Source organism: Litorisediminivivens sp. KMU-197, from assembly GCF_056858395.1.
Map to the genome: position 1 here is coordinate 829,820 of NZ_JBXEQG010000001.1, position 24,966 is coordinate 854,785.

General features: G+C 66.8%; 28 protein-coding genes and 1 tRNA gene. 18 read left to right on the forward strand and 11 right to left on the reverse strand.

Going from position 1 to position 24,966, the window contains the following annotated elements:
- The first annotated feature begins 8 nt into the window (after positions 1 to 8).
- A complete protein-coding gene (locus AC04PT_RS03950) occupies positions 9 to 218 on the forward strand; it encodes a hypothetical protein (RefSeq protein ID WP_482872214.1) in 210 nt (69 codons plus the stop codon).
- A gap of 56 nt (positions 219 to 274) precedes the next feature.
- On the opposite strand, the gene AC04PT_RS03955 is transcribed toward AC04PT_RS03950, so the two are convergent.
- Positions 275 to 1,345 carry a pectate lyase family protein gene (locus tag AC04PT_RS03955; RefSeq protein ID WP_482872215.1) on the reverse strand — a complete coding sequence of 357 codons (1,071 nt, stop codon included), beginning with the start codon at positions 1,343 to 1,345 and terminating at the stop codon, positions 275 to 277.
- A gap of 294 nt (positions 1,346 to 1,639) precedes the next feature.
- Complete coding sequence (locus AC04PT_RS03960) at positions 1,640 to 2,086, reverse strand: MarR family winged helix-turn-helix transcriptional regulator (RefSeq protein ID WP_482872216.1); 447 nt, start codon at positions 2,084 to 2,086, stop codon at positions 1,640 to 1,642.
- Positions 2,087 to 2,187: 101 nt separating this feature from the next.
- Here AC04PT_RS03960 and AC04PT_RS03965 point away from each other — a divergent pair, with 101 nt between their 5' ends.
- The 3 genes from AC04PT_RS03965 to AC04PT_RS03975 are packed head-to-tail and all read left to right on the forward strand — an operon-like array spanning position 2,188 to position 3,874.
- The gene (locus AC04PT_RS03965; RefSeq protein ID WP_482872217.1) at positions 2,188 to 2,616 is read left to right on the forward strand and encodes a DoxX family protein; all 429 of its coding nucleotides are present in this window, start codon (positions 2,188 to 2,190) and stop codon (positions 2,614 to 2,616) included.
- Positions 2,617 to 2,635: 19 nt separating this feature from the next.
- Entirely contained in the window at positions 2,636 to 2,848 is a 213-nt protein-coding gene (locus AC04PT_RS03970; protein WP_482872218.1) for a hypothetical protein, read from the forward strand.
- A 51-nt stretch (positions 2,849 to 2,899) separates the two neighbouring features.
- Positions 2,900 to 3,874, forward strand: coding sequence for a glutathione S-transferase C-terminal domain-containing protein (locus tag AC04PT_RS03975; RefSeq protein ID WP_482872219.1), 975 nt, complete (start codon positions 2,900 to 2,902; stop codon positions 3,872 to 3,874).
- On the opposite strand, the gene AC04PT_RS03980 is transcribed toward AC04PT_RS03975, so the two are convergent.
- Positions 3,866 to 5,044, reverse strand: coding sequence for a cytochrome c3 family protein (locus tag AC04PT_RS03980; RefSeq protein ID WP_482872220.1), 1,179 nt, complete (start codon positions 5,042 to 5,044; stop codon positions 3,866 to 3,868). The genes AC04PT_RS03975 and AC04PT_RS03980 overlap by 9 nt on opposite strands.
- Positions 5,045 to 5,167: 123 nt before the next feature.
- On the opposite strand from AC04PT_RS03980, the gene AC04PT_RS03985 reads away from it, so the two are divergent.
- From AC04PT_RS03985 to AC04PT_RS04025, 9 genes are read left to right on the forward strand one after another with little or no spacing between them, the layout of a single operon-like run.
- Positions 5,168 to 6,433 (forward strand): Na(+)-translocating NADH-quinone reductase subunit A, encoded by a 1,266-nt coding sequence (locus AC04PT_RS03985; protein WP_482872222.1) that lies wholly within the window; start codon positions 5,168 to 5,170, stop codon positions 6,431 to 6,433.
- Positions 6,430 to 7,212, forward strand: coding sequence for an RnfABCDGE type electron transport complex subunit D (locus tag AC04PT_RS03990; protein WP_482872223.1), 783 nt, complete (start codon positions 6,430 to 6,432; stop codon positions 7,210 to 7,212). The genes AC04PT_RS03985 and AC04PT_RS03990 overlap by 4 nt, the downstream gene beginning before the upstream one ends.
- Positions 7,199 to 7,993, forward strand: coding sequence for an FMN-binding protein (locus tag AC04PT_RS03995; RefSeq protein WP_482872224.1), 795 nt, complete (start codon positions 7,199 to 7,201; stop codon positions 7,991 to 7,993). The genes AC04PT_RS03990 and AC04PT_RS03995 overlap by 14 nt, the downstream gene beginning before the upstream one ends.
- Positions 7,994 to 7,996: 3 nt before the next feature.
- On the forward strand, positions 7,997 to 8,662 hold the full coding sequence (locus AC04PT_RS04000; protein WP_482872225.1) for an NADH:ubiquinone reductase (Na(+)-transporting) subunit D: 666 nt from the start codon (positions 7,997 to 7,999) through the stop codon (positions 8,660 to 8,662).
- The gene (nqrE, locus tag AC04PT_RS04005; RefSeq protein ID WP_482872226.1) at positions 8,659 to 9,273 is read left to right on the forward strand and encodes an NADH:ubiquinone reductase (Na(+)-transporting) subunit E; all 615 of its coding nucleotides are present in this window, start codon (positions 8,659 to 8,661) and stop codon (positions 9,271 to 9,273) included. The genes AC04PT_RS04000 and nqrE overlap by 4 nt, the downstream gene beginning before the upstream one ends.
- Complete coding sequence (nqrF, locus tag AC04PT_RS04010) at positions 9,270 to 10,493, forward strand: NADH:ubiquinone reductase (Na(+)-transporting) subunit F (RefSeq protein ID WP_482872227.1); 1,224 nt, start codon at positions 9,270 to 9,272, stop codon at positions 10,491 to 10,493. Before nqrE ends, nqrF begins: the two co-directional genes overlap by 4 nt.
- A gap of 4 nt (positions 10,494 to 10,497) precedes the next feature.
- Positions 10,498 to 11,469, forward strand: a complete 972-nt coding sequence (locus AC04PT_RS04015) for an FAD:protein FMN transferase (protein WP_482872228.1) — start codon at positions 10,498 to 10,500, stop codon at positions 11,467 to 11,469.
- A gap of 15 nt (positions 11,470 to 11,484) precedes the next feature.
- Complete coding sequence (locus AC04PT_RS04020; RefSeq protein ID WP_482872229.1) at positions 11,485 to 11,664, forward strand: hypothetical protein; 180 nt, start codon at positions 11,485 to 11,487, stop codon at positions 11,662 to 11,664.
- On the forward strand, positions 11,661 to 12,053 hold the full coding sequence (locus AC04PT_RS04025) for a CBS domain-containing protein (RefSeq protein ID WP_482872230.1): 393 nt from the start codon (positions 11,661 to 11,663) through the stop codon (positions 12,051 to 12,053). The genes AC04PT_RS04020 and AC04PT_RS04025 overlap by 4 nt, the downstream gene beginning before the upstream one ends.
- Positions 12,054 to 12,086: 33 nt before the next feature.
- Here AC04PT_RS04025 and AC04PT_RS04030 read toward each other — a convergent pair whose 3' ends face one another.
- From AC04PT_RS04030 to AC04PT_RS04040, 3 genes are all read right to left on the reverse strand, one after another.
- Entirely contained in the window at positions 12,087 to 12,494 is a 408-nt protein-coding gene (locus tag AC04PT_RS04030; RefSeq protein ID WP_482872231.1) for a universal stress protein, read from the reverse strand.
- A 102-nt stretch (positions 12,495 to 12,596) separates the two neighbouring features.
- A complete protein-coding gene (locus AC04PT_RS04035) occupies positions 12,597 to 13,106 on the reverse strand; it encodes a c-type cytochrome (RefSeq protein ID WP_482872232.1) in 510 nt (169 codons plus the stop codon).
- Positions 13,103 to 15,796 (reverse strand): cation-translocating P-type ATPase, encoded by a 2,694-nt coding sequence (locus tag AC04PT_RS04040; protein ID WP_482872233.1) that lies wholly within the window; start codon positions 15,794 to 15,796, stop codon positions 13,103 to 13,105. Before AC04PT_RS04040 ends, AC04PT_RS04035 begins: the two co-directional genes overlap by 4 nt.
- Before the next feature lie 197 nt (positions 15,797 to 15,993).
- Between AC04PT_RS04040 and AC04PT_RS04045 the strand changes: the two genes are divergently transcribed.
- A complete protein-coding gene (locus AC04PT_RS04045; protein WP_482872234.1) occupies positions 15,994 to 16,371 on the forward strand; it encodes a SnoaL-like domain-containing protein in 378 nt (125 codons plus the stop codon).
- A 69-nt stretch (positions 16,372 to 16,440) separates the two neighbouring features.
- Here the strand turns inward: AC04PT_RS04045 and AC04PT_RS04050 are convergent, their stop codons facing one another.
- From AC04PT_RS04050 to AC04PT_RS04065, 4 genes are all read right to left on the reverse strand, one after another.
- Positions 16,441 to 16,863 carry a DUF2267 domain-containing protein gene (locus tag AC04PT_RS04050; RefSeq protein ID WP_482872235.1) on the reverse strand — a complete coding sequence of 141 codons (423 nt, stop codon included), beginning with the start codon at positions 16,861 to 16,863 and terminating at the stop codon, positions 16,441 to 16,443.
- 205 nt (positions 16,864 to 17,068) lie between these two features.
- A tRNA-Ser gene (locus tag AC04PT_RS04055) sits at positions 17,069 to 17,158 on the reverse strand.
- Positions 17,159 to 17,307: 149 nt separating this feature from the next.
- Positions 17,308 to 18,348: a patatin-like phospholipase family protein gene (locus tag AC04PT_RS04060; protein ID WP_482872236.1), complete on the reverse strand. Its 1,041-nt coding sequence runs from the start codon at positions 18,346 to 18,348 to the stop codon at positions 17,308 to 17,310.
- 120 nt (positions 18,349 to 18,468) lie between these two features.
- Positions 18,469 to 19,242, reverse strand: coding sequence for a 3-hydroxybutyrate dehydrogenase (locus tag AC04PT_RS04065; protein WP_482872237.1), 774 nt, complete (start codon positions 19,240 to 19,242; stop codon positions 18,469 to 18,471).
- Between the two features lie 315 nt (positions 19,243 to 19,557).
- Here AC04PT_RS04065 and AC04PT_RS04070 point away from each other — a divergent pair, with 315 nt between their 5' ends.
- Complete coding sequence (locus AC04PT_RS04070; protein WP_482872238.1) at positions 19,558 to 21,375, forward strand: extracellular solute-binding protein; 1,818 nt, start codon at positions 19,558 to 19,560, stop codon at positions 21,373 to 21,375.
- A 284-nt stretch (positions 21,376 to 21,659) separates the two neighbouring features.
- Complete coding sequence (locus AC04PT_RS04075) at positions 21,660 to 21,893, forward strand: hypothetical protein (RefSeq protein ID WP_482872239.1); 234 nt, start codon at positions 21,660 to 21,662, stop codon at positions 21,891 to 21,893.
- Between the two features lie 78 nt (positions 21,894 to 21,971).
- Here AC04PT_RS04075 and AC04PT_RS04080 read toward each other — a convergent pair whose 3' ends face one another.
- Positions 21,972 to 22,598 (reverse strand): helix-turn-helix domain-containing protein, encoded by a 627-nt coding sequence (locus tag AC04PT_RS04080; protein WP_482872240.1) that lies wholly within the window; start codon positions 22,596 to 22,598, stop codon positions 21,972 to 21,974.
- Between the two features lie 88 nt (positions 22,599 to 22,686).
- On the opposite strand from AC04PT_RS04080, the gene AC04PT_RS04085 reads away from it, so the two are divergent.
- Together AC04PT_RS04085 and AC04PT_RS04090 are read left to right on the forward strand one after the other, a co-directional pair.
- On the forward strand, positions 22,687 to 24,192 hold the full coding sequence (locus AC04PT_RS04085) for a class I adenylate-forming enzyme family protein (RefSeq protein WP_482872242.1): 1,506 nt from the start codon (positions 22,687 to 22,689) through the stop codon (positions 24,190 to 24,192).
- Positions 24,193 to 24,323: 131 nt separating this feature from the next.
- The gene (locus AC04PT_RS04090) at positions 24,324 to 24,959 is read left to right on the forward strand and encodes a DsbA family oxidoreductase (RefSeq protein ID WP_482872243.1); all 636 of its coding nucleotides are present in this window, start codon (positions 24,324 to 24,326) and stop codon (positions 24,957 to 24,959) included.
- Positions 24,960 to 24,966 lie beyond the last annotated feature (7 nt).

A 24,966-nucleotide genomic window follows, 5' to 3' on the forward strand; every position in this document is an offset into this window, starting at 1 on the left:
GAACCGTCGTGAAACCGGTATGGCCCTCACTCGGACTGTTCGTCGCCGTCCTGGCAGTGCTCATGCGCCTTCTGCCGGACGACCTGAAATACCTCGGCGTGATCGCGGCCGTCCTCGGCTCGGTGCTCCTTGCGGTCGCCCTGCGCATTCTCAACAATATCAAACGGCAAAAGCATGGCTCGTCGGATCACCGGCTCCATCACGACGATCCAGACTGATCGGCGATCAAATCACGCATGGCCAACAGCCTCGGGACCGTCCCGAAGACCTTTGTTCAGCGTCGAAGATAGGCGCTGGCGCGGCCCGCATTGCGCACCGATTGCAGCAATCTGGCATCCGCAGCCGCCAACGTGCGTGGACGGCACCACTCCGGCTGTGCGCCCTCGGTCCCCTGCGACGGCAAGGCGCTGTTCGACGTGTTGCCAAGCGCGATCTGGTCGCCGCCCCGGAAGGTCCGCCAGGGCTTTCTCTTGCCATCGTCGGTCAGGAACACGTTGTTGAGGATCACGGTCTCGCCGCCGGGAAAGACCCCGACAGCGTAAGAGCCGATGTTCTCGAGCACATTGTTGTAGACACAGGCCCGGGCGTTCTGGACCCGCGGCTGCCTTTGGTCGTTCTCCAGGAAATAGTTGTTGTGGATCGCGACCGTCAAGCTGCCCGGCGGCGTGTCCTGACGCCCCACCAGCATCGTCTTGCGCGCGTTGCGGAAGACGTTTCCGGCCACCTCGACAAAAGTCTTCCGACCCTTCATCGGTTTCACGATGTCAATGCAGCCATCCGGACAGGCCTGGAAGTGGGAATTCAGCACGGCGATGTTGTTGTAGCTGCCCTCCGCCTCTCGGCTGCTCACGGTGATCGCATCGCCGAAGCAACCGGTGTCCAGCCGCTTGTGATCGTCTTCGGCATGCGCCGGAAACGACGGCGCGGTGCCGCTGATGCCGGTCTCGAACACGAACCCCGCCCAGACAAGGTTTCGCGCGCCGATCATCCGTACAAGGGTCCGATCGCGCTTCTCGGTCAGGACGCAGTCGTAGTGATTACCGTCGCGCTCAAGCCTGTCGACCTGGCTCCAATGATGCTGACCATCCAGCACGATCCCGGCCTCGCGCGCATCGACGATGATGTCGTCGCCCTTGACGACCAGCGGGCTTTCAAGCTTGATCGTGCCTGATACTCCAAACCGGATCCGTGCGATCATCGTCTGGTCTTCCGCCCAGCCAAGCGCATGGCGCAAGGTTCCCGGCCCCGCATCGGCAAGGCTTGTCACGGTATACTCCGCCATTGAAGCGGTCGTTGGCGCCGGCGGATCATACTGCGCCTTCAACTCCGCAAAGCGATCGTCCACCGACAAGGCATGGGACGGCACGGCAAGGGCTGGGGCAAGCAACGTGGCCAAAACGGCCGTGCGGCACCCGGCGTTGGCCGCAAGACACCGCAGGGCGGCAAGGGACCATCGTATTGCGCCCACGCGCAATGCATCCCAAAAGGGTCCGCCCATCTGCTGCCTCGATCACTGCTTCTTTTTGTTAGAAGACCTCATATCGAATAACGAAGTGTTTCCGAAATCGAAAATATTCGGTCGGCAGGAATCGGCACAAGACGTCACCCGGACAGCGCAGGTCTACCGGGCAAACGGGCCTCAATCGGCATCCTGTGCGCGAAGCGCCCCGAGAATGCCAATCAGGTTATCCGCTTCGGCCTCGGTAAGACGATCTTCAAGGCACCGGCGCAAGGTATCGCGATACACCGGCCACATCTTCCGGCGCAATGCGCGGCCCTCTTCCGTGATCCGGACCGAGTATCCGCGCTTGTCGTCATCACAGGCCAGCCGTTCGACCAATCCGGCGGCCACGAGCCTGTCAAGCAAACGTGATGTGCCGTATTGCGGCAGAAGAAGCCGGGTTTTCAAAACGTAGGGGCGTATCCCCTCCGCGCCCGCCTTCTCGATCTCCAGAAGTGAATCGTACCAGCTAAGTGCCGGTAATCCCTCTTGTTTGAGGGCCGCTTCAATCTCTTCCAGCAGCGTACGGCTGACCGTCAGAAGCGTTGTCCATGCGGTGATCGTGGTGGGTGCGAGCGTGTCCATGACCCCAGTAGATCATAAAGATGCAGTTGCATCAACATTGACAGATCGGGCTCCGGGGCGCAATATAGATGCACTTGCATGTATATCGGAAGGACCATGTCATGCACACCAATCAAACTCAAATCGGAGTGTTTCTCCTGCGAACGGCGCTGGGCCTCATGTTCTTGACCCACAGCGTCATCCTGAAGTTTTTCGTCTTTACCCTGCCGGGAACGGCAGAGTTCTTTCAGGCCCTCGGGCTGCCCGGCTGGCTGGCCTACGCGGTTTTCTGCGCCGAAGTGATCGGCGGCGTCATGCTGGTGCTTGGCGTCCAGACCCGCTGGGTGGCGATGGCCCTGGCGCCGATCCTTGCCGGAGCCACCTGGGCGCACCTCGGCAACGGATGGATGTTCGCCTACCCAAACGGCGGCTGGGAATACCCGGCCTACCTGACCCTGCTGGCAGTGGTTCAGGCCCTGCTGGGTGACGGCGCCTTTGCCTTAAAGCCCTCGACGCCGCTGCCCCGCGCCGCGCCATCGGCGAATGCCTGAACCCGAAAGGAGCAAAGCAATGTCTGACACCACCTCCTGCCCCCGATGCGGAACACCCGCGATGTCCGAAATCCGGTCGTCCGGCCGCCCCCGCCTGCTGCGACTTCTGCACTGGCTTGTCGACCGCGACCAGCGTTACCGCAGCAAACGAAAACTCCGCCGGATGCCTGCCCAACGGCTCGAAGACATGGGCATCACGCCGGAGGAGATCCGCCGCATCTTCGACGCGTGACAACGGCTGTCGGCCAACCCCCTTTTACCGGAGCAGAATTCAATGCGTGGGATGATCAACGGAACATGGCACCGAAACCTCGATGATCCGCAAGGCTGGACCGCGGACCTTGCCACCTCGTTCCGCACACCGGCCCCTGCGGTGGGGATTGATACCGACAGGTTGCGCGACAGGCCGCAAAGCTATCACCTCTACGCCGCGCGCGCCTGCCCCTTCGCCCATCGCGCGCTGATTGCCCATGCGTTGTTCGGATTGGCCGGCAGGATGCCGGTAACGCTGGCCGATGCCTGGCTGGGTGGCCCGTCGGGCTGGACCTTCGCGCGCGATGACACCGCGCCGCTGCCGCAAGCGACAGCGCTCTGGCAGGTCTACCGCGCTAATGATCCCACCTACACCGGCCGTGTCACCGTGCCGGTTCTGTGGGACCGCGAGCGCAAGGCCATCGCCAGCACGGATTCGGCAGAAATCCTGTCGCAGTTCCTCGCCGCCTTCTCCGGCGACGGGGTGAACCCCACGGTCGTTCCCGCAGCGCATCATCGCAGCCTTGCGATGTGGTGCGACTGGATCAGGGACCGGGTGAATATCGGCGTCTACCGGATCGGCTTCGCAACAAGCCAATCGGAATACGATGCCGCGCGCAGGCAATTCGCCGACGCCCTGAACGAATTGGACATCAGGCTGACAGGGTACCCGTATGTCTGGGGCGACCGTCCGAGCGAAGCCGACATCCTGCTGTTCGCGACGGCGATCCGCTTCGATGCGGCCTATCAGGGCGCCTTCATGATCCTGGACCTGCGGTGGCGGGATTTTCCGGGTCTGCAAGCGCACCTTGAGACCATCCTTTCAATGCCCGGCGTGTCCGATACGGTCGCGTTCGAGGAGTATCGCATCCATTACTTCGATGATGACGCCTTCACGATCCGCCGCCCGGACAGGCAGGGCCGTTTCATCATACCCAGAACACCCGATTTCCGTCTCGACACTCCTGCCGCGCCGGCAATCGAAAGCCCGACCCTCCTATCGTAGCAGGCCCATCGCCTTCGGATCGACACCGAGCGGCCCGCCGAGGTCGGCGATGGAATCGTACAGCAACTCCAGCACATAGGCGGGGTTGTGGACATAATTTCCCGGATCGGCGGTGACAAGTTTCCAGTTATAGGCCGCGCGCAGGCTGCGCGGGGTCCAGCCGTTGTAGGCCACCGGTTTGCCGTCGGCCTCGTCTTTGAACCCGTCGCCGTTCGCATCGAGGAAGAAGTAGGGATAGCGCGTCCCGTCATAAACCAACGGGGCGCCAGCGACATCGGCCGCGTAGGATGTAATCATGTCCATCAGAACCGCCGCGTTGCTCTGGATGTCTGCGCGTATCCCGACCGCGGTGTCGCCGCTGCCGTCATAGCTCTGGCGCGCGATGCGGATGCCCTGCGGGCTGTCGGCCTGGTGACAGGTCAGGCACGGCTCAAAAGCGACCTCCAGAGTGTGCGGCTCATGGCAGGAATTGCAGGTCGCAACCGGCCGCGCATGAAAGAAGCGGCCGGAATAGTCCTGTCCCTCGTAGTGATAACCGGCACCGCCGTAGCCGCCCAACCAGCTTGCGGCGGCGGTGGCGTAGTGCGGGTTGATGAAGCGCAATTCCGGGTTGGGGGTGTCCGGCTCCTGCCCTGTGATCGCCTGCTCCACAGTGACACCGGCGGTACGGCCCTGATGGCAGGTCAGGCATGAGGCCTCGACCCCCTCGACCGGATGCAGCAATCCGCTCGGAAAGGCGACTTCGCGGATCTCGGCCAGCCCCGCATTGTGACAGGTGCCGCAATCGACCACCCCCCCGGGGCGGATCGGCCCGTCGACCTTGCCTGCGGCGGTGCCGTCAAGACCGTGAAAATCGCGAAATCCCTCGCCGGAGTGGCAGGACGCGCAGGCCGGGCGGATCTCTTCGTCCTCGTCCCAGTGGCTGAACGCCTCGGCGGCGGCGTCGGCATGCGCCGATCGAAACCAGTTCGCGATCGCGGTCTCATTGCCGATCTCGATCTCGGCGGGGGTGAACGGACCGGACTTGGGAAGCACGAAGGACATGCCGTCGCCCTCGGCCGTCGCACCGGTCTCGGCCTGCTGTCCATGGGACGGGCCAAGTGACCCCAGCAGGGCAACAACGACGGCAAGCGGCAGGACAGGGCGTGACAGGCTGGGCGATCGGCACATGAAACTCACTCCGTGAAGGACCAGAAGAACGACGGTTTTGCCGCCGATCCTACACCCGATCCGCCTCCCCCGACTTGTTTCAGATCAACAAACGGAACGAGAATTCCGACTAGGACTGGAACCATGATTCGCTTCGACACAGGTCTGACACTGCGCATCGCCTCGCCGGACGTCGTGCCAGAGGCTCCCCGGAACATGATCACCGAGGAAGCCGGGGTGCGCGGCCCGCAGGGCCGGACCCCGAGGGTCACCATGCTGGTCGAAGAGGGCGACGTCGTGGCGCAGGGCGCGCCTGTGGCAAGCCTGCAAGACGCGCCCGACGTCCGCTTCGTCGCGCCGATGGCCGCGCGCGTCGCCCGCATCACCCTGCGGCCCGGCCGCAAGCTGTCCGAAATCGTTCTGTTCCATGAGGCCAAGGGCGACATCCTGCGCCATCCGGACACCGGGGCAGAGACCGGCACCGGCCTGCGCCGCCTTTTGCAGCGCGCCGGAGCGTGGCCCTGGTTCCAAAGGCGCCCTTTCGGCGGAATGCCCGCGCCAGACGAACGGCCGGCGGCCATTGTCGTGATGGCGGCGGACACCCGGCCGCTCGCCCCGGATCCGCGCCTCGCCATCGCCGGGCGGGAAGCGGCGCTGGCGCGAGGGCTGAATGCGCTGACACGGCTGACCGATGGCCCGATCTTCCTCTGCACGCTGCCCGGCCCGCCTATCCTCGCGCCGCAGACCTTCGGCGGGCGCGTCCGCGTGGTGGAATGCGGCGCACGCCATCCGCAGGGGTCGGCCGGCATCCGGATACATGATATCTGCCCCGCCACCCTCGAACGGCCGGTCTGGGATTTCCACGCCGAAGATGCTGCGGCGCTGGGCGACCTGCTCAAAACCGGCGTACTTCCCATGACCCGCCTCGTCAGCGTGGCAGGCGGCGCCTTGCGCGAGGCACGGCTGTTGCGCACCCAGCCGGGCGCCGATCTGCGCGGGCTGACCCAGCGCCTCCTGCGTCCCGGCCGGCATGCCCTGCTCTCGGGCTCGCCGATCGACGGCCATGCGGCCCGGTGGCTGGCACCGCGGGACCGGCAGGTTTCGGCCCTTGCAGACGCCGAGGCGCACAGTCCACGGCACTGGCTGGTGACGGCACTCACGCGATCTGCCACCGCCAAGCCGGTGATCCCGACGGCGGCGCTCGATCAGGCCCTTGGCGGTGGGCTTCCCGCGATGGCGCTGGTGCGGGCGCTCAGCGCCGGGGATGACGAAACCGCGATGAAGCTGGGTGTTCTGTCCCTCGTGGAAGAGGACATGGCGCTGGCCGACTATGTTCTCGGCGGCGAGGCCGGATTGACCCGGCTGTTGCGCAGCATGCTCGAAAATATCCGCAAGGAGGTCGCGGCATGATCCGGGGGCTCTGGGACCGCGAGACCGTGGCGGTGATCCTGTTGGCCGCCCATCTGCCGCTGGCCGCGTTCTGGCTTGGCCTCAACGGCCCGGACGCCGCGGAACGGCTGGGTCTGGTGGTGCTCGTGCTTGCGCTCTGGCATCTGGTTTTCGTGCTGGCGCGTGCGCAGCCGCCATCGCTGACGGCCGGAATCACCGCCCTGGCCATCGCGATGCTCGCGCCAGAGGATCTGGGCTTTTTTCAACTGGCCCTCGGCGCCAGTTTCGGCGTCGTGGTGGGCGAGCTGATTTTCGGCGGCTGGGGCCGCAACGTGGTCAACCCCGCCACGGTGGCCCTGTCCTTTCTCGGTTTCGGATTCCCCGGTCTGGCCTGGCCCGAGATCGTCGCGCCGGTCCTCTGGGCGGCGCTGCCTGCGGCGGTGATCGGGCTTGCCTTCGGGGTGCTGAGCGCGGGCGTCCTGATCGGCGGCGCGATGGTGCTGGCGGCGGCAGGATGGGCCGGGGTTGCGTCGCCCGCCGCGATGCAGACCGCCGGGCTGGTGCTGGTCCTGCTGGTCGCCGATCCGGTGACCAGCGCCTCCACGCGACTCGGCCGTTGGCTCAATGGCGCGCTCTATGCAGCTCTGGTGATGCTGTTCGCCCTTTTCTGGACCGGCGCGGACGCCGTGCAGATCGCCGTCGCCGCGGCGCTTCTGACATCGCTGAGCGTACCGCTGCTCGACGAAGCCGCGCTGGCGCTGTGGCTCGCCCGACGCAGGAGACGCCATGGCCCAGCCTGACCGGAACCCCTGGCGACGCCTGCTCGCCCTGCCCAACGAGAGCCGCACCAAGACCATTCTGGTGGCGTTCCTCGTCTCGGCGTTCTGTGCCGCGCTGGTCAGCACGGCGACGGTCGTGCTGCGCCCGATCCAAGCCGCGAACCGGGCGGCGGAGGAACAGGCGCGGATCGCCGACCTCATCGGCGGCGTGCCCGGCATGGCTGCCCTGCTGGACAGGCCGGGCGGGCAATTGTCCCGCGTGGTCGTCGACCTCGACCGTGGCCGTGCCGCGACGGGCATCACGCCGGCGACGCTGGACACCGCGCTGTCGGACGCGGCCAACTGGACCACCCTCGAGCCCGGCGACGATGTGGCCGGGCTGGGCCGGCGCCCGGATTACGCGCAGGTCTTCCTGCTGCGACAGAGCGACCGTGTGGTCCTGCTGCTGTTGCCGATCGCCGGGCGCGGCTACGGCGGGCGGATCGACGCCATCCTCGCGCTGGGCGAAGACATGAACACCATCGCCGGGCTTGTGGTCACCGAGCATTCCGAAACCCCGGGCCTCGGCGCCCGGATCGACGAGGCCGCGTGGCAGGGCGCGTTCCCGGGCACCGAGGTCCGCGATGCCGGCGGGACGATCCGCTTCACCGTGGCACGCGGCCCGGCCTCGGGCGTCCACGAAGTCGATGGCATCACCGGCGCCACCCGCACCGGCTCCGGCGTCACCCGCATGGTACGCTTCTGGCTCGGCCCACTGGGCTATGGCCCCCTGATCCGGGCAATCGGCGAGGGGGAGTTCTGAGCGATGCGCCAGCCCCCTGCCCTCTGGACCACGCTGAGTGCGCCTCTGATCCGGCAAAACCCGGTGACGCTGCAAATCCTCGGCATCTGTTCGGCGCTGGCCGTCACCACGTCGCTCATCACCGCGCTCACGATGTCGGTCTCGCTGATCGCCGTCATCACCCTTGCCGCCGGGATCGTCAGCCTGATCCGGGCCCACATTCCCGATACCATCCGGCTGATCGTGCAGATCGTCATCATCGCGTCGCTGGTGATCGTCATCGACCAGATCCTGCAGGCGTGGTTCTCCCAGATCAGCCGGGCGCTGTCGGTCTATGTCGGGCTGATCACCACCAATTGCCTCGTGCTGGGCCGGACCGAAGCCTATGCCCGCCACCACCCGCCGCTGACCGCGATGGCGGATGCCTTCGGCAACGGGATTGGCTATGCGCTGGTGCTGCTGGTGATCGGCGGCATCAGGGAATTGCTGGGCAAAGGCGAACTGATGGGCCGGCAGGTGCTGCCCTTGGCCGACAGCGGCGGCTGGTTCACGCCGCTGGGCCTCATGCTGCTGGCGCCCTCGGCCTTCTTTCTTCTGGGCGGGCTGGTTTGGCTGATCCGCACGCTGCTGCCCGAGCAGGCCGAAGCCCCCGACTACCTGACCGCAGCCAAAGCGGAGCCTGTCGAATGAGCGCCGCGCTGTCCCTCTTCCTGTTCGCTGCCGTCGTCGACAACATGCCCCTGACGCTGTTCCTCGGCCTTTGTACCTTCCTCGCGCTGTCTCGGCGGACCGAAAGCGCGCTCGGCCTCGGCGTCGCGATGATCGCGGTCCTCGGCGTGACGGTGCCGCTCAATCACCTGATCTATCACGGCCTGCTGGCCCCCGGCGCCTGGGCCTGGGCCGGACGACCGCAGATCGACCTGTCCTACCTCGCGCTGATCGCCTTCATCGGGGTGATCGCCGCGACCGTGCAACTGGTCGAGATGCTGCTCGACCGCTTCCTGCCCGCGCTGCATGCGGCGTTTGGCGTGTTCCTGCCGCTTCTGACGGTGCAATGCGCCATCCTCGCCGGCAGCCTGTTCATGGTCGAACGAAGCTATACGCTGGCCCAGTCGGCGGTCTTCGGCCTTGGCAGCGGCACCGGCTTCCTGTTGGCGGTCACCATGCTCAGCGCGATCCGCTCGCGGCTGGCCTATGCCGACCTGCCCGCGGGGCTGAGGGGGCTTGGCGCCGCCTTCATCCTGACCGGGCTGCTGTCGCTCGGGTTCGCTTCGTTTTCACAGATGGCGGGCGCACAATGACCGAAATCCTCCTCGGCAGCCTCGTCATCGTCGCGCTCATGGTGGGCCTCGCCGCCGGGCTTCTGGCCGCGCGCCGCGCACTGATCCCCGACGGCGGGATCGACGTGACCGTCAACGGCGCGCTGCACCTCACCGCCCGGCGTGGCAGCCGGCTTCTCGGCGTGCTGCACGGGGCGGGGCTTCAAATCCCGGCGGCCTGCGGCGGCGCGGGCACCTGCGGGTTGTGCCGCGTGACGGTGACCGGCGCGGGCGCGGGTGTGCCGCAGGCGACCGAACGGGGGGTGCTGTCCGCGCGGGACCGGCGTGCGCACGTCCGGCTGGCCTGCCAGACCCGAATGCACGGTGATTGCGCGGTCGAGTTGCCCGACACCATCCTGACGGCGGGCGGCAAGTTCACCTGCACCGTCGCCGCGACCCGGATGCTCGCGCCGCTGATCCGCGAGATCGTGCTGGACCTGCCCGACGACCGCCCGCTGGTGTTCGAGGCCGGGGACTTCATGCAGATCACCGCCCCGCCCTTTCGGCTCGACTTCGCCACGCTCGACCTGCCCGAGTGGGTCCGCGACGCCTGGGACCTCGCCGGGTTGCGCACGCTGTCCGTGACCTCCGAGGCCGAAGTCACCCGCGCCTATTCGCTCGCCAGCCGTCCCGAGGACCGGAACCGCATCGTCCTGAACATCCGCCTTGCGGTGCCCCCGGCGGGGCGCGAGGCCGAGATCGCACCGGGCATTGTCTCCTCGTGGCTGTTCTCGCTGGCACCCGGCGATCCGGTCCTCGCCTCCGGTCCGTTCGGCGATTTCCATGTCCAGCCGACCGGGCGCGAGATGATATTCGTCGGCGGCGGTGTCGGCATGGCGCCGCTGAGGGCGATGATCCATCAGGAATTCGGTCGCGGCACCGCACGCCGCATCCGCTATTTCTACGGTGCGCGTAGCGCACTCGATCTGTTCTACGCGGACGAATTCGAAGCGCTGGCCCGCGCACACCCAAACTTCGGCTGGACACCTTCTCTCTCGGACCCGGCACCGGGCGACCGCTGGACCGGGGCCACCGGCTTCATCCATGAGGTCCTCGGCGCCGAGATGGCCGCGCACCCGGCGCCCGAGACCTGCGAATATTACCTCTGCGGACCGCCGGTGATGATCTCCGCGGTCCTTGCCACCCTCGACCGGCTGGGCGTCGACCCCGGGTCGATCTTCTTCGATGATTTCGGGACCTGAGCGCATGAGACATCCCATCAAACACCCGACCCGCCGCGATTTTATCGGCCTCGCCGGTGCCACGCTGTTGCTGCCCGTCGCCGGTTGGGCCGGTCCCCCGACAACGCTCTCCGGCCGGGCCTTCGGCACCACATGGCAGCTCACCACCGACGGCCGTACCGACATCGACCGCCTTGGGCCGGCCATCGACAGCCTTTTCCGCGAGATCGACACCCTGCTGTCGCCCTATCGGCGCGACAGCGCACTGAGCCGCTTCAACGCCGCGCCCGGCGGCCGGCACCTGACCGATCCCGGCCTGACCCGGGTGGCTCACGCGGCCCTGTCGATCGCCGCGCGAAGTCATGGCGCCTTCGATCCCACGGTCGGACCGCTGGTCGCCCGATGGGGGTTCGGGCCGGTGGTGGGCGGGGCGCCGGGCTGGCGCGATCTGGTTGTCGGGTCCGGGCGCATCTTCAAGCCGCGCGCTGACCTGACGCTGGATCTGTGCGGTATCGCCAAGGGCTGGGCGCTGGACCGCGCCGTGGCGCTGGCGCGGGCCGCAGGGGTACACGACCTGCTCTTCGATCTGGGGGGCGAGCTGCGCTGTCTCGGCCGTCACCCCTCGGGCCGGCCTTGGCGTGTCGCGGTCGAGGACCCCGGAACCGGCCATGGCGCGGCAATGATCGAACTGCCTCCGGGTCTGGCGGTGGCCACGTCCGGACTGCGACATCAGGGATACGACCTCGCCGGCCGCACCTACGGCCATATCATCGACCCCGTCACCGGCCAGCCCGCCGCGGGCACCCTGAGGTCGGTTTCGGTCGTCGGCCCCGGCGCGATGGCAGCCGACGGCTGGGCCACCGCTCTCTTCGCCGCCGGGTCAGCGGCAGGGCCGGACCTGGCGCGGCAGCAGGGCGTCGCCGCGTTGTTCCTGATCGAGGATCAGACCGGCCTCAGGCAGATCGGCACCGGCGCCATCGACGCCCTGTTGCGATAAGGAAAGGAGCGCGACATGGAATTTCTCATCGCCTTCGCGATCATCGCGCTGGCTGCGCTCGGCCTCGGTCTCGGCGTCCTGCTGGGGCGCGATGCGCCCCGGACGAGCTGCGGCGCGGCCGCCTGCCTGCCGGATACGGACTGCGCCGACTGCCCGTTGCGGCGGGCCTCGGCCTCGGCGGAGGGCGCATCGTGACCGAATACCGGGTCGGCTCGATCATCAGCACCGAATGTCCGACGGTCAAAGGCGACACGCCGATCCGGCAGGCCATATCGGTTCTTGTGGAAACCGGTGCGGATGTGGCGGCGGTTCTGGCCGACGACGGCGGGCTGATCGGCATCCTGACCCAGAAGGATTGCTTCCGGCCCGCCCTCCACGCCGCCTATTACCAGGAATGGAGCGGCCGTGTCGGCGATCACATGTCCCGCGACGTGGTTACGGTGGATCTCGACGAAGAGGTCATCCGCGCCGCCGAAATGTTCCTGACCCATCCCCACCGCGTGTTTCCGGTGCTCGATGGCGCGCAGATCGCGGGCCTCCTGCGCCGGTCGGACGTGCTGTCGCTTCTGTCCCGGCTGGGTTGAAACCGGCCGGGCCGCTTCCCCGAACGGTGTCAGTCACCGCACCACATGGACCGCGCAAGGCGCGTGGCGGACAACGCGGGCCGCCGTCGACCCAAGCAGGTAATCGGTAAATTCGGGCCGGTGAGAGGCCACCACGATGCAGTCGATGCCGTTGGCCTCGGCATAGTCCAGAATGGTGCGCGCCGCATGTCCGACCACCACCACAGGCTGCACGTCGTCGTGCCCGGCGATGGTTTCGGACAGCGTCACCAGCGCCGCGGCGCTCGCCTCCTCGACGTGATGCTCGGACAGATAGCCTTCGAAATAGGCCGAGACTTCCTCGACGACATGCAAGGCAATGATCCGCCCGTCCGGGGCGCGCAGCTTGTGCGCCGCCTCAAGCGCCTTTTGCGCCGGACGGTCCTGACCGGGGGCGATCGGTACGAGGATGCGATTGTACATGGTTCATGCTCCCTTGTGATCGGTCGATGGTGTCACTGTGGCGCGTGGTGAGCATTGATCTCTGTCAACGGCGCCCGGGACCGGCGGCCAACACGGCAGCGGTCACTCCTGCAGGGTCGACAGGTAGTTCGAGATCGCCAGCAGCCGTGCCGGCACCGGCACCGGCCGGCCGTCGCCCAGGTCGGCCAACACCATCGGGCCAAGATCCGCGTCGCCGAAGCGCGGCATTCCGCTGCCGCCCCCGCGATGGAACCCGTCGATCTGTCCGATGACCGGGATGAAGGGGAAGGTTCCGCCGTGCTTCCGGGCAAGCCCGGTCAGGGACGGACCCGGCAAGCCGGGGTCGATTGCGCTGCCCTTGGCCGTCGGCCCGTGGCACCCGGCGCAATCCGCCTCGTAATAGCGCTGGCCCGTCAGGCGGTCCGTGGCGTCCGGCTCGACGGCGCAACCGGCCACAAGCAGGCCGGCGGACAGCGCAAGCGCCACTGCCTGCGCCCAGCTGGGCCGGTCAGCCTCATGCACTTGGATCGACGTCGTCATAGGCTGCACCCCGTTGCGGTTTCCTGCCTCTGGGTAGTCGCGCGCCGGACCCGCCGCCTTGATCCAGGTCAACCGCCGCCCCCCGCGGCAGACGATCCGCCATCGGCCACCGGAACGGCCGGCGGCGATCCGTCGTCCTGCTGCGCCCGGTGCAGTCCGACGAAAACCTGCCCCAGGAACAGCGGCAGCAAGCTCATCGCCAGCGCCAGCCCCAGCCCGGCAGCGCCCGGCGCGGGCAAGCGCAGGATGTCCGACAGCACCGGCCACCAGACGGCCAGCCCTGTCAGCACAAGGCACAGGCCCAGGGCGGCCCAGACGTAGGGATTGCGCGTCACGTCGTTGCGCAGCACCGATGTACCGGCGGCGCGGACGTTGAACACGTTCCAGAGCTGCGCCAGGGCCAGCGAGACGAAGGCGACGGTCACCGCCTCGGGCGCGGCAAGTTCCAATTGGAACAGCGCCAGAGCGAATGCGGTAAGCGTCGCCAAGGTCATCAGCGCGCCGAGAGTGCCGATCCTGACCCATTCGCGCCGCCCGATGATCGGCTCGGCCGGATCTCTCGGCGGGCGCCGCATCTCCTGCCCGTCGCCCTGCCCCAATCCCAGCGCGAATGCCGGGAAAACGTCGGTGATCAGGTTCAGAAACAGGATCTGCAGCGGCAGCAGCGGCGTCGGCAGCCCGGCACCGACCGCCAGCGCCACGACAAGCACCTCGCACAGGTTGCACGACATCAGGTAGACGATGAACTTGCGGATATTGCCGAAGATCACCCGGCCCTGCCGCACCGCCTCGACAATTGTGGTGAAATTGTCGTCGCCCAGAACGATATGCGCCGCCTCTCGCGCGGCTTGGGTGCCGCGCTGGCCCATCGCCACGCCGATATCGGCCTTGCGCAGCGCCGGGGCATCGTTGACGCCATCGCCGGTCATCGCCACGACCCGGCCCTCCGACTGGTAGAAGGCGACAAGCGCCAGCTTGGTCTGTGGCGCGACGCGCGCGATGACGTCGGCGGCGCGCAGGCGCACCCGCAGCGGCTCGTCGATGCCGGTCTCGAACCCGGTCAGGTCGCGGCCCTCGATCACCTCGGTTTCGCCGCGCCGGATGCCTGCCTCGCCCGCGATCCGTGCGGCGGTGGCGGCATGGTCCCCGGTGACCATGATCACCCGGATGCCCGCCGCGCGGCAGGCCATGATCGCCGGCGGTATCTCGGGGCGCAACGGGTCGGCAAGGCAGACCACGCCGACAAGCGTCAGGTCCGCATAGGGCGCTTCCTCGGGACTTGCAGCATGTTTCATCGCCAGGGCCAGAGTGCGCAGGCCAGAGGCCGCAGCGGCCTCGTTGCGCCGGGTCCAGTCGTCGCGCGCCGCGCCGTCCAGCGGGGCTGTCCCCGCAGAGCCCAGAACCTGCGTGCAGACGTCCAGCACCGCTTCCAATGCGCCCTTCACGGCAAACAGCGCGCCGTCCGCGGTGTCATGGACGGTGGCCATCATCCGCAGGTCCGGGTCGAAGGCGTGCTGGGCAATCATCGGCTCCGACTCGATGCCGCCCGCCGCCCGCGCCGCTTTCAGCAACGCCAGCTCCATCGGGTCGCCGCTGCCCTCGTCCGCCGCGTCGCCCAACGTGGCGGTGTTGCAGAGCGCACCGATCTTCAGCGCAAGGTGAAACGGCTCCGCCAGCGGCGGGGCGTCGCCCGCCTCGGTCTCGACGTCGCCGCCGTCCAGCAGGTAGCTCACCGCCGTCATGCGGTTTTCCGTCAGCGTCCCGGTCTTGTCGGTCAGGATCAGGGTCGTCGCGCCCAGCGTCTCGACCGCCGAAAGCCTCCGGATCATCGCGTTGCGCGCGGCCATGCGCCACATGCCGCGCGCCAGGCACAGCGTGGCCACGACCGGAAGGCCCTCCGGAATGGCCGCCACCGCCAGCGCCACGCCGGTCTGCACCATGTCGAACAGATCATGCCCACGCCAGACCCCCGCCGCCGCGGTCCCAGCGGCCAACAGCAGCGTCAGACCGATCAGCGTACGCCCCAGCCGCTCCAGCCGTATTTCCAGCGGCGAGGTGGCAGCCTCGGCGGATTGCGCAAGATGGCTGATCCGGCCCAGTTCGGTGTTCATGCCGGTCGCCACGACAACGGCCTCGCCCGCGCCCTGCGTGATGGCCGTACCCTTGAACACCATGCCGGCCCGATCGCCCAGATCCGCGTCCGCCCGCACCGGATCAGGCGATTTGGCCACCGGCGCCGATTCACCGGTCAGCACGGATTCGTCCGCCTGCAGGTTCGATCCGGCGATCACCCTCAGATCCGCGGTCACCACGTCGCCACCGTCAAGGATCACCACGTCGCCGGGCACCAGCGCACGGGCGTCGATCATGCGGACGCGCCCGGCGCGCCGCACCCGCGTACGCACGTCCGCCATCTTCTGCAGGGCCTCCATCGACCGGGCGGCGCGAAACTCGGTGACAAACCCGATCGCGCCGTTCAGGATCAGCACCACAAGGATCGCCGCCGCCTCGACCCGGTCGCCGATCAGCAGGGAAAACGCCGCCGCGGCAGCAAGCAGCCAGACGATCACACTACGGAACTGGTGGCCCAGCAGCGCCAGCGCGCTCGCCGGTTTCTGCTGTCGCAACCGGTTGGGGCCGACAACGCGCGCACGCCGCTCCGCATCGTCCGGTGTCAGGCCCTGATCCGGCGCCACCGCCAGCCGTGCGGCAACCTCGGCAGCTGAAAGCGCATGCGGGTCGGCCACATCGAGATTGTCCATGTCCGTCGCGTCCCCCGGGGCATTGCACAAGGCATCACCATAACACGGCCCGGCGGCACGCGACCCATGATCCAGATCAACGCGATCCGACGGCTCCGGGCACGCAGGACCCGAGACAGACGCGGCGCGGTTTGATCCCGGTCAAGGTCCGGGCCGCGCTGCGCGGCTAGACTCGCTGGCATCACGAGGAGGATCCTATGGAAGAGCTAATAGAAATTGGTCGGGCATTTGTGGAGGCCATGAAAGAGCGCCGCGGCATCGACCATGTCGATGACATCTATGCGGAAAACGCGGAGTCGGTTGAGGCGGTCGTGCCGCCCGGCCGCGATGTCCGCATTGCCAAGGGGCGCGGCGCGATCAAGGCCAAACGCGAGGATTGGGCCGCGACACATGACATCCACCGGCTCGAGGCGGAAGGCCCCTACGTCCATCCGCCGAACCGGTTTGCCGTCCATTTCGAGGCCGAGGTGACGCAGAAGGCCACCGGCCGGAAAATGCTGCTGCGCGAGGTGGCGGTCTACTCGGTCGAGGACGGCAGGATCGTCCGCGAAGAGTTCTTCATGAGGCCGAACTAGGCGACGCAGGCGGCAGGAACGCCCGGTTCCTGCCGGATACGGCGGTTGGCCGTGCCCCCCGCGCCCGAACTACTCCCAAAGCTCCCGAAGCGGTTTTCGCAACGCGCCCTTGACCTGATCGAACTCCCCGCGCGAGATGTGACGCCGCAGCAGGTCGAAGACCGCGGCGACGGCCCGCTCCGGATCGTCCAACGGCTCGCGCTGGAACCGCGCCGCGACGCGGGCGATGAAATCGGTCTTGTTGCGCGGTGTGACCGGCGTCCTCGACGGAACCCAGCCATCGTAATAGACCCCGCGCACCAGCACCGGCAGCTGCGAGGCCAGGTCGGTGGCCTCGTCGACGGTCAGGAAATCGCGGACCGTATGCAGGGTCTCGCGCAACAGCAGATAGGCCCTTGGCTTCTCCCAACCGAGATCGTCGCACAGCTCGTTGAGCCATTCCGCGACAACCTGCGGCGAATGGTCGAGAGTTTTCATACCGGTCGTGGTCATGACATTCCCTCCGGATCAGAGCATCTGAAGCCCCAGAATGCCCTGACCGAGCGATCCGCACATTGACCTCGGTCAAGCCCGACACTCATTTCACCGAAGCGAAACACCGCAACAGGCAGGCTGGCGATCCCGATCGTCAAAGCCACTGAACCATTGTAGAAATCCGGCCCCAGCCGGATCGGAACAACGCTTTCTCAGGGGAAGGTGGCGGAGACGATGGGATTCGAACCCACGAGACCCTTTCGGGCCTACTCCCTTAGCAGGGGAGCGCCTTCGACCACTCGGCCACGTCTCCGCCGACGCGTATAGCCAAGCAAACCCGGGCAGTACAAGGCAAAACTGGGCATCGACGAAAAAACCTTGTTTCCCCGACAATAGGCCGATCCACGGCGGTATCCGACCGCGCCCTGCCCTCTTTTCGGCGCTGTACGGCCGACCGATTGACTAGCCGAACATCTCCGCCAGCACCGCGCTCTGCCGCTTGCCGAGATCGCTGCCATGCGCGCACAGGAACGCCTCGGCCGCCGCCTCGCCCGCATCATGCAATTGCTGAATCACGCCCGGCAGCGGCACCAGCTTCGTCGCCACGTTGAGCGCATTCATCAGCCCGTCGTCGGCGATCATGTGAATGCGCACATCCTTCATGGCGCCCTCTTCCATGTGCCCCGTCGCGATCAGCCGCTGCACGAAGCTGATCGCCCGCAGCTCGCGCAGGAGCGACGAATTGAAGCTGATCTCATTGATCCGGTTCTGGATCTCCTGCGCCGTCCGCGGCACGCGATCACGCTCCAGCGGGTTGATGTTGATGATGACGATGTCGTCCGGCAGCGCCCGGTCGAACAGCGGAAACAGCGCCGGGTTGCCGGTATAGCCGCCGTCCCAATAGGCCTCGGTCGCGCCGTCCGGCTGTGCGATCTCGACCGCCTGGAACAGTGTCGGCAGACAGGCCGAGGCCAGGATCGCCTGCGTGCCGATCTGATCGCCGGTGAATATCTGCACCTTGCCGTCGCGCACCCGCGTGGCGCAGATGTGCAGCCTTGGCCCGTGATCCACGTCACAGACACGTCCGAAGTCAAATCCCTCGACGATCTTCTCCAGCGGGTTGCGGTAAAACGGGCCGTAATCATAGGGCGATACCGCCCGGCTCATGGCATCGGCAAAGGCATAGAAGGGGGAAAATTCCAGCGCCCGCGCCGTGACGAAGGGATCGGGCACAAAGCCCTGCATCCACGCGGGCACGCGCAGGTCGCTGAGCCAGCCGATCTGTGCCCAGACCTCGGCCAGCGCAGCGCGCGCGCCCTCACGCCCGCCGGCCACCCAGCCTGATTTCAGCGCCGCGCCATTGAGCGCCCCCGCCGACGTGCCCGAGATTCCGGCAATCTCGATCCACTCCTCGCGCAACAGCCGGTCGAGCGCCCCCCAGGTAAAGGCGCCATGCGCACCACCGCCCTGAAGCGCCAGGTTGATCCGCACGGTCTCAGGCACGCCCCCGGTCCTTCTCCGGTTTGCAAATATCCTGGGGTGAGGCCAACGGCCGAGGGGCAAAGTCCCTCCCCAAACAAGACCTGCGGGCGCAGCCCTCCTTCAAATCACGCCGACCGCACCTCACAGCGCCGTCCAGCCACCGTCCACGCTGATGGTCGTGCCGGTGATCTGCGCCGCCGCGTCCGAGCACAAGAACACCGCCGTGCCGCCGATCTGTTCCACGGTGGCGAACTCCTTCGACGGTTGCCGTTCGAGGATCACCTTCTGCTTGGCCTCTTCCTCCGTCATGCCGTACTTCTTCGCGGTGTCCGGGATCTGGCTCTCGACAAGTGGCGTCAGCACGTAGCCCGGACAGATCGCATTCGCCGTGATCGGCTCCCTGGCGGTTTCCAGCGCCACGGTCTTGGTCATGCCCACCACGCCATGCTTCGCGGTCACATAGGCTGCCTTGTAGGGCGAAGCCGTCAGACCGTGGGCGCTGGCGATGTTCACCACCCGGCCCCAGCCGGCCTTGCGCATCAGCGGCAGGGCGGCGGCGGTGGTGTGAAAGGCCGAGTTCATGTTGATCGCGATGATCGCGTCCCACTTGTCCTCGGGAAATTCATCGATCGGCGCCACGTGCTGGATGCCCGCGTTGTTCACCAGGATGTCGCAGGCCCCGGCCTGTTCGATCAGCGCCCGGCACTCCGCGCCCTTCGACATGTCGGCCTTGATGTATCGCGCGGTCACGCCGAACTCGGCGGCAAGATCACGTGCCAGCTTGTGATCCTCGTCGCGATCGGTGAAAGAGTTCAGCACCACGTCGGCGCCGGCTTGCGCAAGTTCACGCGCAACCCCCAGCCCGATGCCCGAATTCGATCCCGTGATGACGGCGGTCTTGCCCTTCAACGACATGTGAAACTCCCTTGCCTCATACCGATTCTGCACCGCAGCCTAATCGCTGCATGTGCAAAAGGCCAAGGGCCGGCGGTCACCCGGCAGAGCCTTGATATCAAGGCCTCCGACCGTATGACGCGCCCAAAAAAAACCCCGGCGCGAAGCCGGGGTTAAGTTATTGAGGCAGGTTTCATACAGGCAAGAAACCTATCGAGCAGTGACCCCTTTATAAGCAATCTCGCGCCGGCGTCCAAGCTAAAAGTTTGAAAAGGCAGAAATCCCCGGCTACGGTCCGATCCAGCAAAACAAGGCACCGGGGAGATTGTTGCCAAAATGCGTCCAAATTTTTTCCGCAGACTAGTTACCTTGGGTTCCGCGGCGGCACTTGCCCTGGCCGCCGGATTCGCCAGTGCCGAGCCGAGCCATGGCATAGCTATGTATGGCGACCCCGCGCTGCCCCCAGATTTTGCGCATCTGCCCTACGCCAACCCTGACGCCCCCACCGGCGGGCGCATCGTCACGGGCGAGACCGGAAGCTTCGACAGCCTCAATCCGCACATCTCCAAGGGGTCGACCCCGTGGCAATTACGCTTTCTGGTTTACGAAAGCCTGATGGGCCGCAGCTACGACGAACCCTTCTCTCTGTACGGTCTTCTGGCCGAATCGATCGACACCGGGCCGAATCGCGAATGGGTGGAATTCACCCTTCGCGAAGAGGCCGCGTTCTCCGACGGCAGCCCCGTCACTGTCGAGGATGTCATGTGGTCGTTCGAGACTTTGGGCACCGTCGGCCACCCCCGCTATCACGGGCTGTGGAACAAGATCGAGAACATGGAGAAGACCGGCGACCGCAAGATCCGGTTCACCTTCAACACCGAGGACCGCGAACTTGCGCTGCTGACCGGTCTCCGCCCGATCCTGAAAAAGGCCCAGTGGGAGGGCAAGGATTTCACCGAATCCGGGCTCGACAACATCCCCATTACCACCGCGCCCTATGTGATCGACGACTTCGAAGCCGGCCGCTTCGTCTCGCTCAAGCGCAACCCGGACTACTGGGGCAAGGATGTTCCCTTCCGCAAGGGCACCAACGTCATCGATGAGGTCCGGATGGAATTCTACGGCGACGGCTCCGTCGCCTTCGAGGCGTTCAAGGCCGGCGAGGTCACCTCGAACCGCGAATTCAACGCCGGCAAATGGGAAAGCCAGTACAACTTCCCCGCCATCGAACGCGGCGACGTGGTGAAATCGGTGATCCCGCACCAGCGTCCGTCGGGGATCACCGGCTTCGTGATGAACACCCGCAAGCCCCAGTTCGAGGATTGGCGCGTCCGCGACGCCCTGATCCACGCCTTCAACTTCGAATACATCAACGAAACCCTGACCGGCGGCGAACAGCCGCGCATCACCTCGTATTTCTCCAACTCCGTTCTGGCGATGCAGGACGGCCCGGCCGAAGGCCGCGTGCGCGAGCTGCTGGAACCCTTCAAGGACGACCTCCTGCCCGGCGCGCTGGAAGGCTACAACCTGCCCGAAAGCGATGGCACCGCCCGCAACCGCAGCAACATCCGCAAGGCCATGGCGCTGTTCGAGGAAGCCGGATGGACGGTGCAGGACGGCGTCATGAAGAACGCCGACGGCCAGCCCTTCACCTTCGAGATCCTGCTCAGCCAGGGCTCGACCGAAGAGCAGTCGATCATCGACATCTACCTGCGCGGGCTGGAACGGCTGGGCATCGCCCCGACCGTCACGGTCGTCGACAGCGCGCAGTACAACGAACGCATCCAGACCTACGATTTCGGGATGACCTACTACCGCGTCGGCGTCTCGCTCAGCCCCGGAAACGAGCAGTACCTCTACTGGGGCGCCGACGGTGTCGAGAATCCCGGCACCAAGAACTGGATGGGCATGAATTCGCCCGCCGCCGAGGCGATGGTCGACACTCTCGTCAATTCCGAAAGCCGCGAGGATTTCGTCGCCGCGGTGCGCGCGCTCGACCGGATCCTGACCACCGGCCGCTACGTGATCCCGATCTACCAGTGGAACATTTCACGCATTGCCCATGTGAAGGAACTCAAATACCCCGACCACATTCCGATGTACGGCGACTGGGTTGGCTGGCAGCCGGACGTCTGGTGGTACGAAGAGGACTGACACGATGCGGACATGTGTATTGGCGCTGGCCTGCGCCCTCGTGGCGGGGTGCAGCCCGGTCAAGGCGGTGATCAAGGCTCCGGTCAAGATCGCCGATGCGGTGGTCGACACCGTTCTGTGACCGATGGAACGGGCCGCGGGCCGGGACCGATCGTCATGCGCGGCGACGGTCCCGGCCCGCGGCTTTTTGCTGAAAAACCGATGTATACCGGCTTCCCGGGTTGCGGTGTTTCCCGGCGCTGCTAAGGTCACCGTCGCGAGGGGCGTTTGTGGAAGGACGCCTGATGAACCTGATTGACCCGACGACCGACTGGAGAACTGCCTTGCGCGGCCTCAAGGACCGTTTTCCCCATCTCGACGAAAAGGAAATCGCCCGCTGTCCACCCGCGACACAGGCGATTGCCGAACATCTGGCCCGTCATCATGACCTGACGCCGCTCGAGGCCGAGGAAGAGCTGAAGGATTGGCTCTATATCCAGAGCCTTGCGCGACAGGCCACCGATCTCGAAGCGCATTAGGCCGGTCCTGCGTCGCGCCCGGGTCGACCGGGTCTGGCAAAACACCGCCGCACCGGGGCCTGCCCCGGCCCCTAACATTCAAACCAGCGACGTCACCCAGAGGATCGTCGCATCGTCTTCGCTGACCGAAACCACGTTGTGCCCCATGGTGGCATCGTAATAGGCGCTGTCGCCGCGCCGCATCTCGACCGGCTCGTAGAACTCGGTGTAAAGCCGGACCACCCCGGTCAGCACATAGAGGAATTCCTCGCCGTCATGGCGCACCCAGCCGTCGAATTCCTCAATTGATCGGGCGCGCACCCGCGCGCGATAGGGCAGCATGTTCTTCTTGGTCAGCCCCTCGGCCAGCAGGTCGTGCTCATAGGTGGTGGTGGCGTGCCGTGCGCCCTCGCCCGATCGCGTCATGGCCATGCGCCCGTTGACTCGCCCGCTCTTCGGCGGCGTGAACAGCTGCGGCACCGAGATGTCCAGACCCACCGCCAGCTTCTTCAGCGCGTCATAGGTGGGCGACATCTGGCCGTTCTCGATCTTCGACAAGGTTGATCGCGCCAGCCCGGCCTTCTGCGCCGCCTGCTCCAAGGTCCAGCCGTGGCCCTTGCGCAGCTCGCGCACCCTGAGCCCGAGGTCGAGCGGTTCGGTGTGCACCACCTCATCGCCGCGTCCGCGGGCGACCGAAATCAGGTGCGCATTATCCTTGCGTGTCATGGCCATGCTATAGGCAGCCGCTGCCGCGCTTGCAACTCCGCCCGCCTGTCGCTTATGCGAAGACACGTCGCCGCCGATGAGACCCGCCATGACCAGCCTCTACGATCAGGGCCCGCCCCCCGCCTGCCCCGCGCCCTTCAATCTGGCCGCTTTCGCCCTGCGCCACGCCGCCCGCCAGCCCGACAAGATCGCGCTGGCGGTGATGGGCGCGGCCGGGGCCCAACGCTGGAGCTATGCGCGGCTCGAGGCCGCGGTGCGCGGAATCGCCACCGGGCTTGCCGCGCAGGGCCTGCACCCGGGCGACCGCGTCCTCCTGCGTCTCGGCAACACGCCCGACTTCCCGCTGGCCTTTCTCGGCTGCGTCACCGCCGGGCTGATCCCGGTGCCCACCTCGGCAGAGCTGACCGCGTCCGAGACCGCGAAGCTCGTCAATATTCTGAACCCCGCCGCCGTCCTCCGCGATCCCGCCGTCGCCTGCCCGGATACGACCGCGCGCCAAATCCCGACCGCCGACCTCGCGCAGATGACCACCCTGCCCGGCGCCAATTACACGATGGGGGACCCGGACCGCCCGGCCTACATCCTCTTCACCTCCGGCACCTCCGGCACCCCCCGCGCCGTGGTCCATGCCCACCGCGCGATCTGGGCGCGGCAGATGATGGTGACCGGCTGGTACGGCCTGGATGAGACCGACCGCCTGTGCCATGCCGGCGCCTTCAACTGGTCTTTCACCCTTGGCACCGGACTGCTGGACCCCTGGGCCGCCGGGGCCACCGCGCTGATACCCGCCCCCGGCACCGATCCCGCGCTGCTGCCTCTGCTGCTCAAACGCCATGACGCCACCCTCTTCGCCGCCGCGCCCGGCATCTTCCGCAAGCTGCTGGCCGGCCCGCTGCCCGCCCTGCCGCGCCTGCGGCACGCGCTCTCCGCCGGCGAGAAACTGCCCGAAGCGATCCGCACCGCCTGGCGCGCCGCCACCGGCACCGAGATTTTCGAAGCCTATGGCATGTCCGAATGCTCTACCTTCATCTCCGCCAGGCCCGCCAATCCGGCCCGGGCCGGCATGTTGGGCACGCCGCAGCCCGGTCGCCGCATCGCCATCCGCGACGCCCAAGGCCCCGTGGCCCTGGGCGCGCCGGGCGAGATCTGCATCGCCGACAGTGACCCCGGCCTGATGCTGGAATACCTCGACGCGCCCGAGGCCACCGCCGACAAACTGCACGACGGCTGGTTCCACACCGGCGATCTCGGCCGCATGGACGATGACTTCCAGATCGCCCACCTCGGCCGTGCCGACGACATGATGAACGCCGGCGGTTTCCGCGTTTCCCCGGCCGAGGTTGAACATGCACTTCACGACACGCCCGGCCTGACCGCCATCGCCGTCACCGATGTCGAGGTCAAACCCGGCACCCGCGTGATCGCTGCCTTCTATACCGCCGACAGCGAACTCACCGACCCCCTGACCGCCCGTGCCGAGGCCACCCTCGCCCGCTACAAGCAGCCCCGGCTCTACCGCCGGCTGGACGCGCTGCCCACCGGCCCCAACGGCAAGTTGTCCCGCCGCCAGCTGCGCGATGGCTTCACCGCTTGACCGCACCTCCCCGATGCAACGTAGGCCGGGCTTCAGCCCGGCACCACCTGACCGCACCGGTGCCCCCACACCCCTCGCCATTCCCCGATCACCCTGCTAAACGCCCTGCAACCGCAGGAAAGGCGCCGCCCATGGTCAAGCTCGACATCATCTCCGACCCGATCTGCCCCTGGTGCTACATCGGCAAGACCAACCTCGACCGGGCGCTGGAAGCCGCCGGCGACCACCCCTTCACCGTCGAATGGCACCCGTTCCAGCTCAACCCCGACATGCCCACCGAGGGCATGGACCGGCGGGAATACCTCGAGACCAAATTCGGCGGCAAGGACGGCGCGGTCAAAGCCTACATGCCCGTGGTCGAACACGCCAAGACCGCCGGGCTCGACATCGACTTCGAAGCCATCCGGCGCACGCCCAACACGCTCGACGCCCACCGCGTCATCCACTGGGCCGGGATCGAGAGCAAGCAGACCGCCATGGTCTCGGCGCTGTTCAAGGCCTATTTCACCGAAGGCCGCGACATTGGCGATCACGAGACGCTGGCCGATGTCGCCGACAGCATAGGACTGGACGCGGCGGTGATCCTGCGCCTGCTGGGCACCGAGGTCGACCGGCAGGAGATCACCGACCGCGACAAGGCCTTCCGCGAAATGGGCGTCACCGGGGTGCCGACCTTCATCATCGATGGCAAGCACGCGGTGCCCGGCGCGCAGCCGCCCGAGCTTTGGGCCAAGGTCATCGCCGAGTTGAACCAGCAGGCCGGCTGACCCCGCC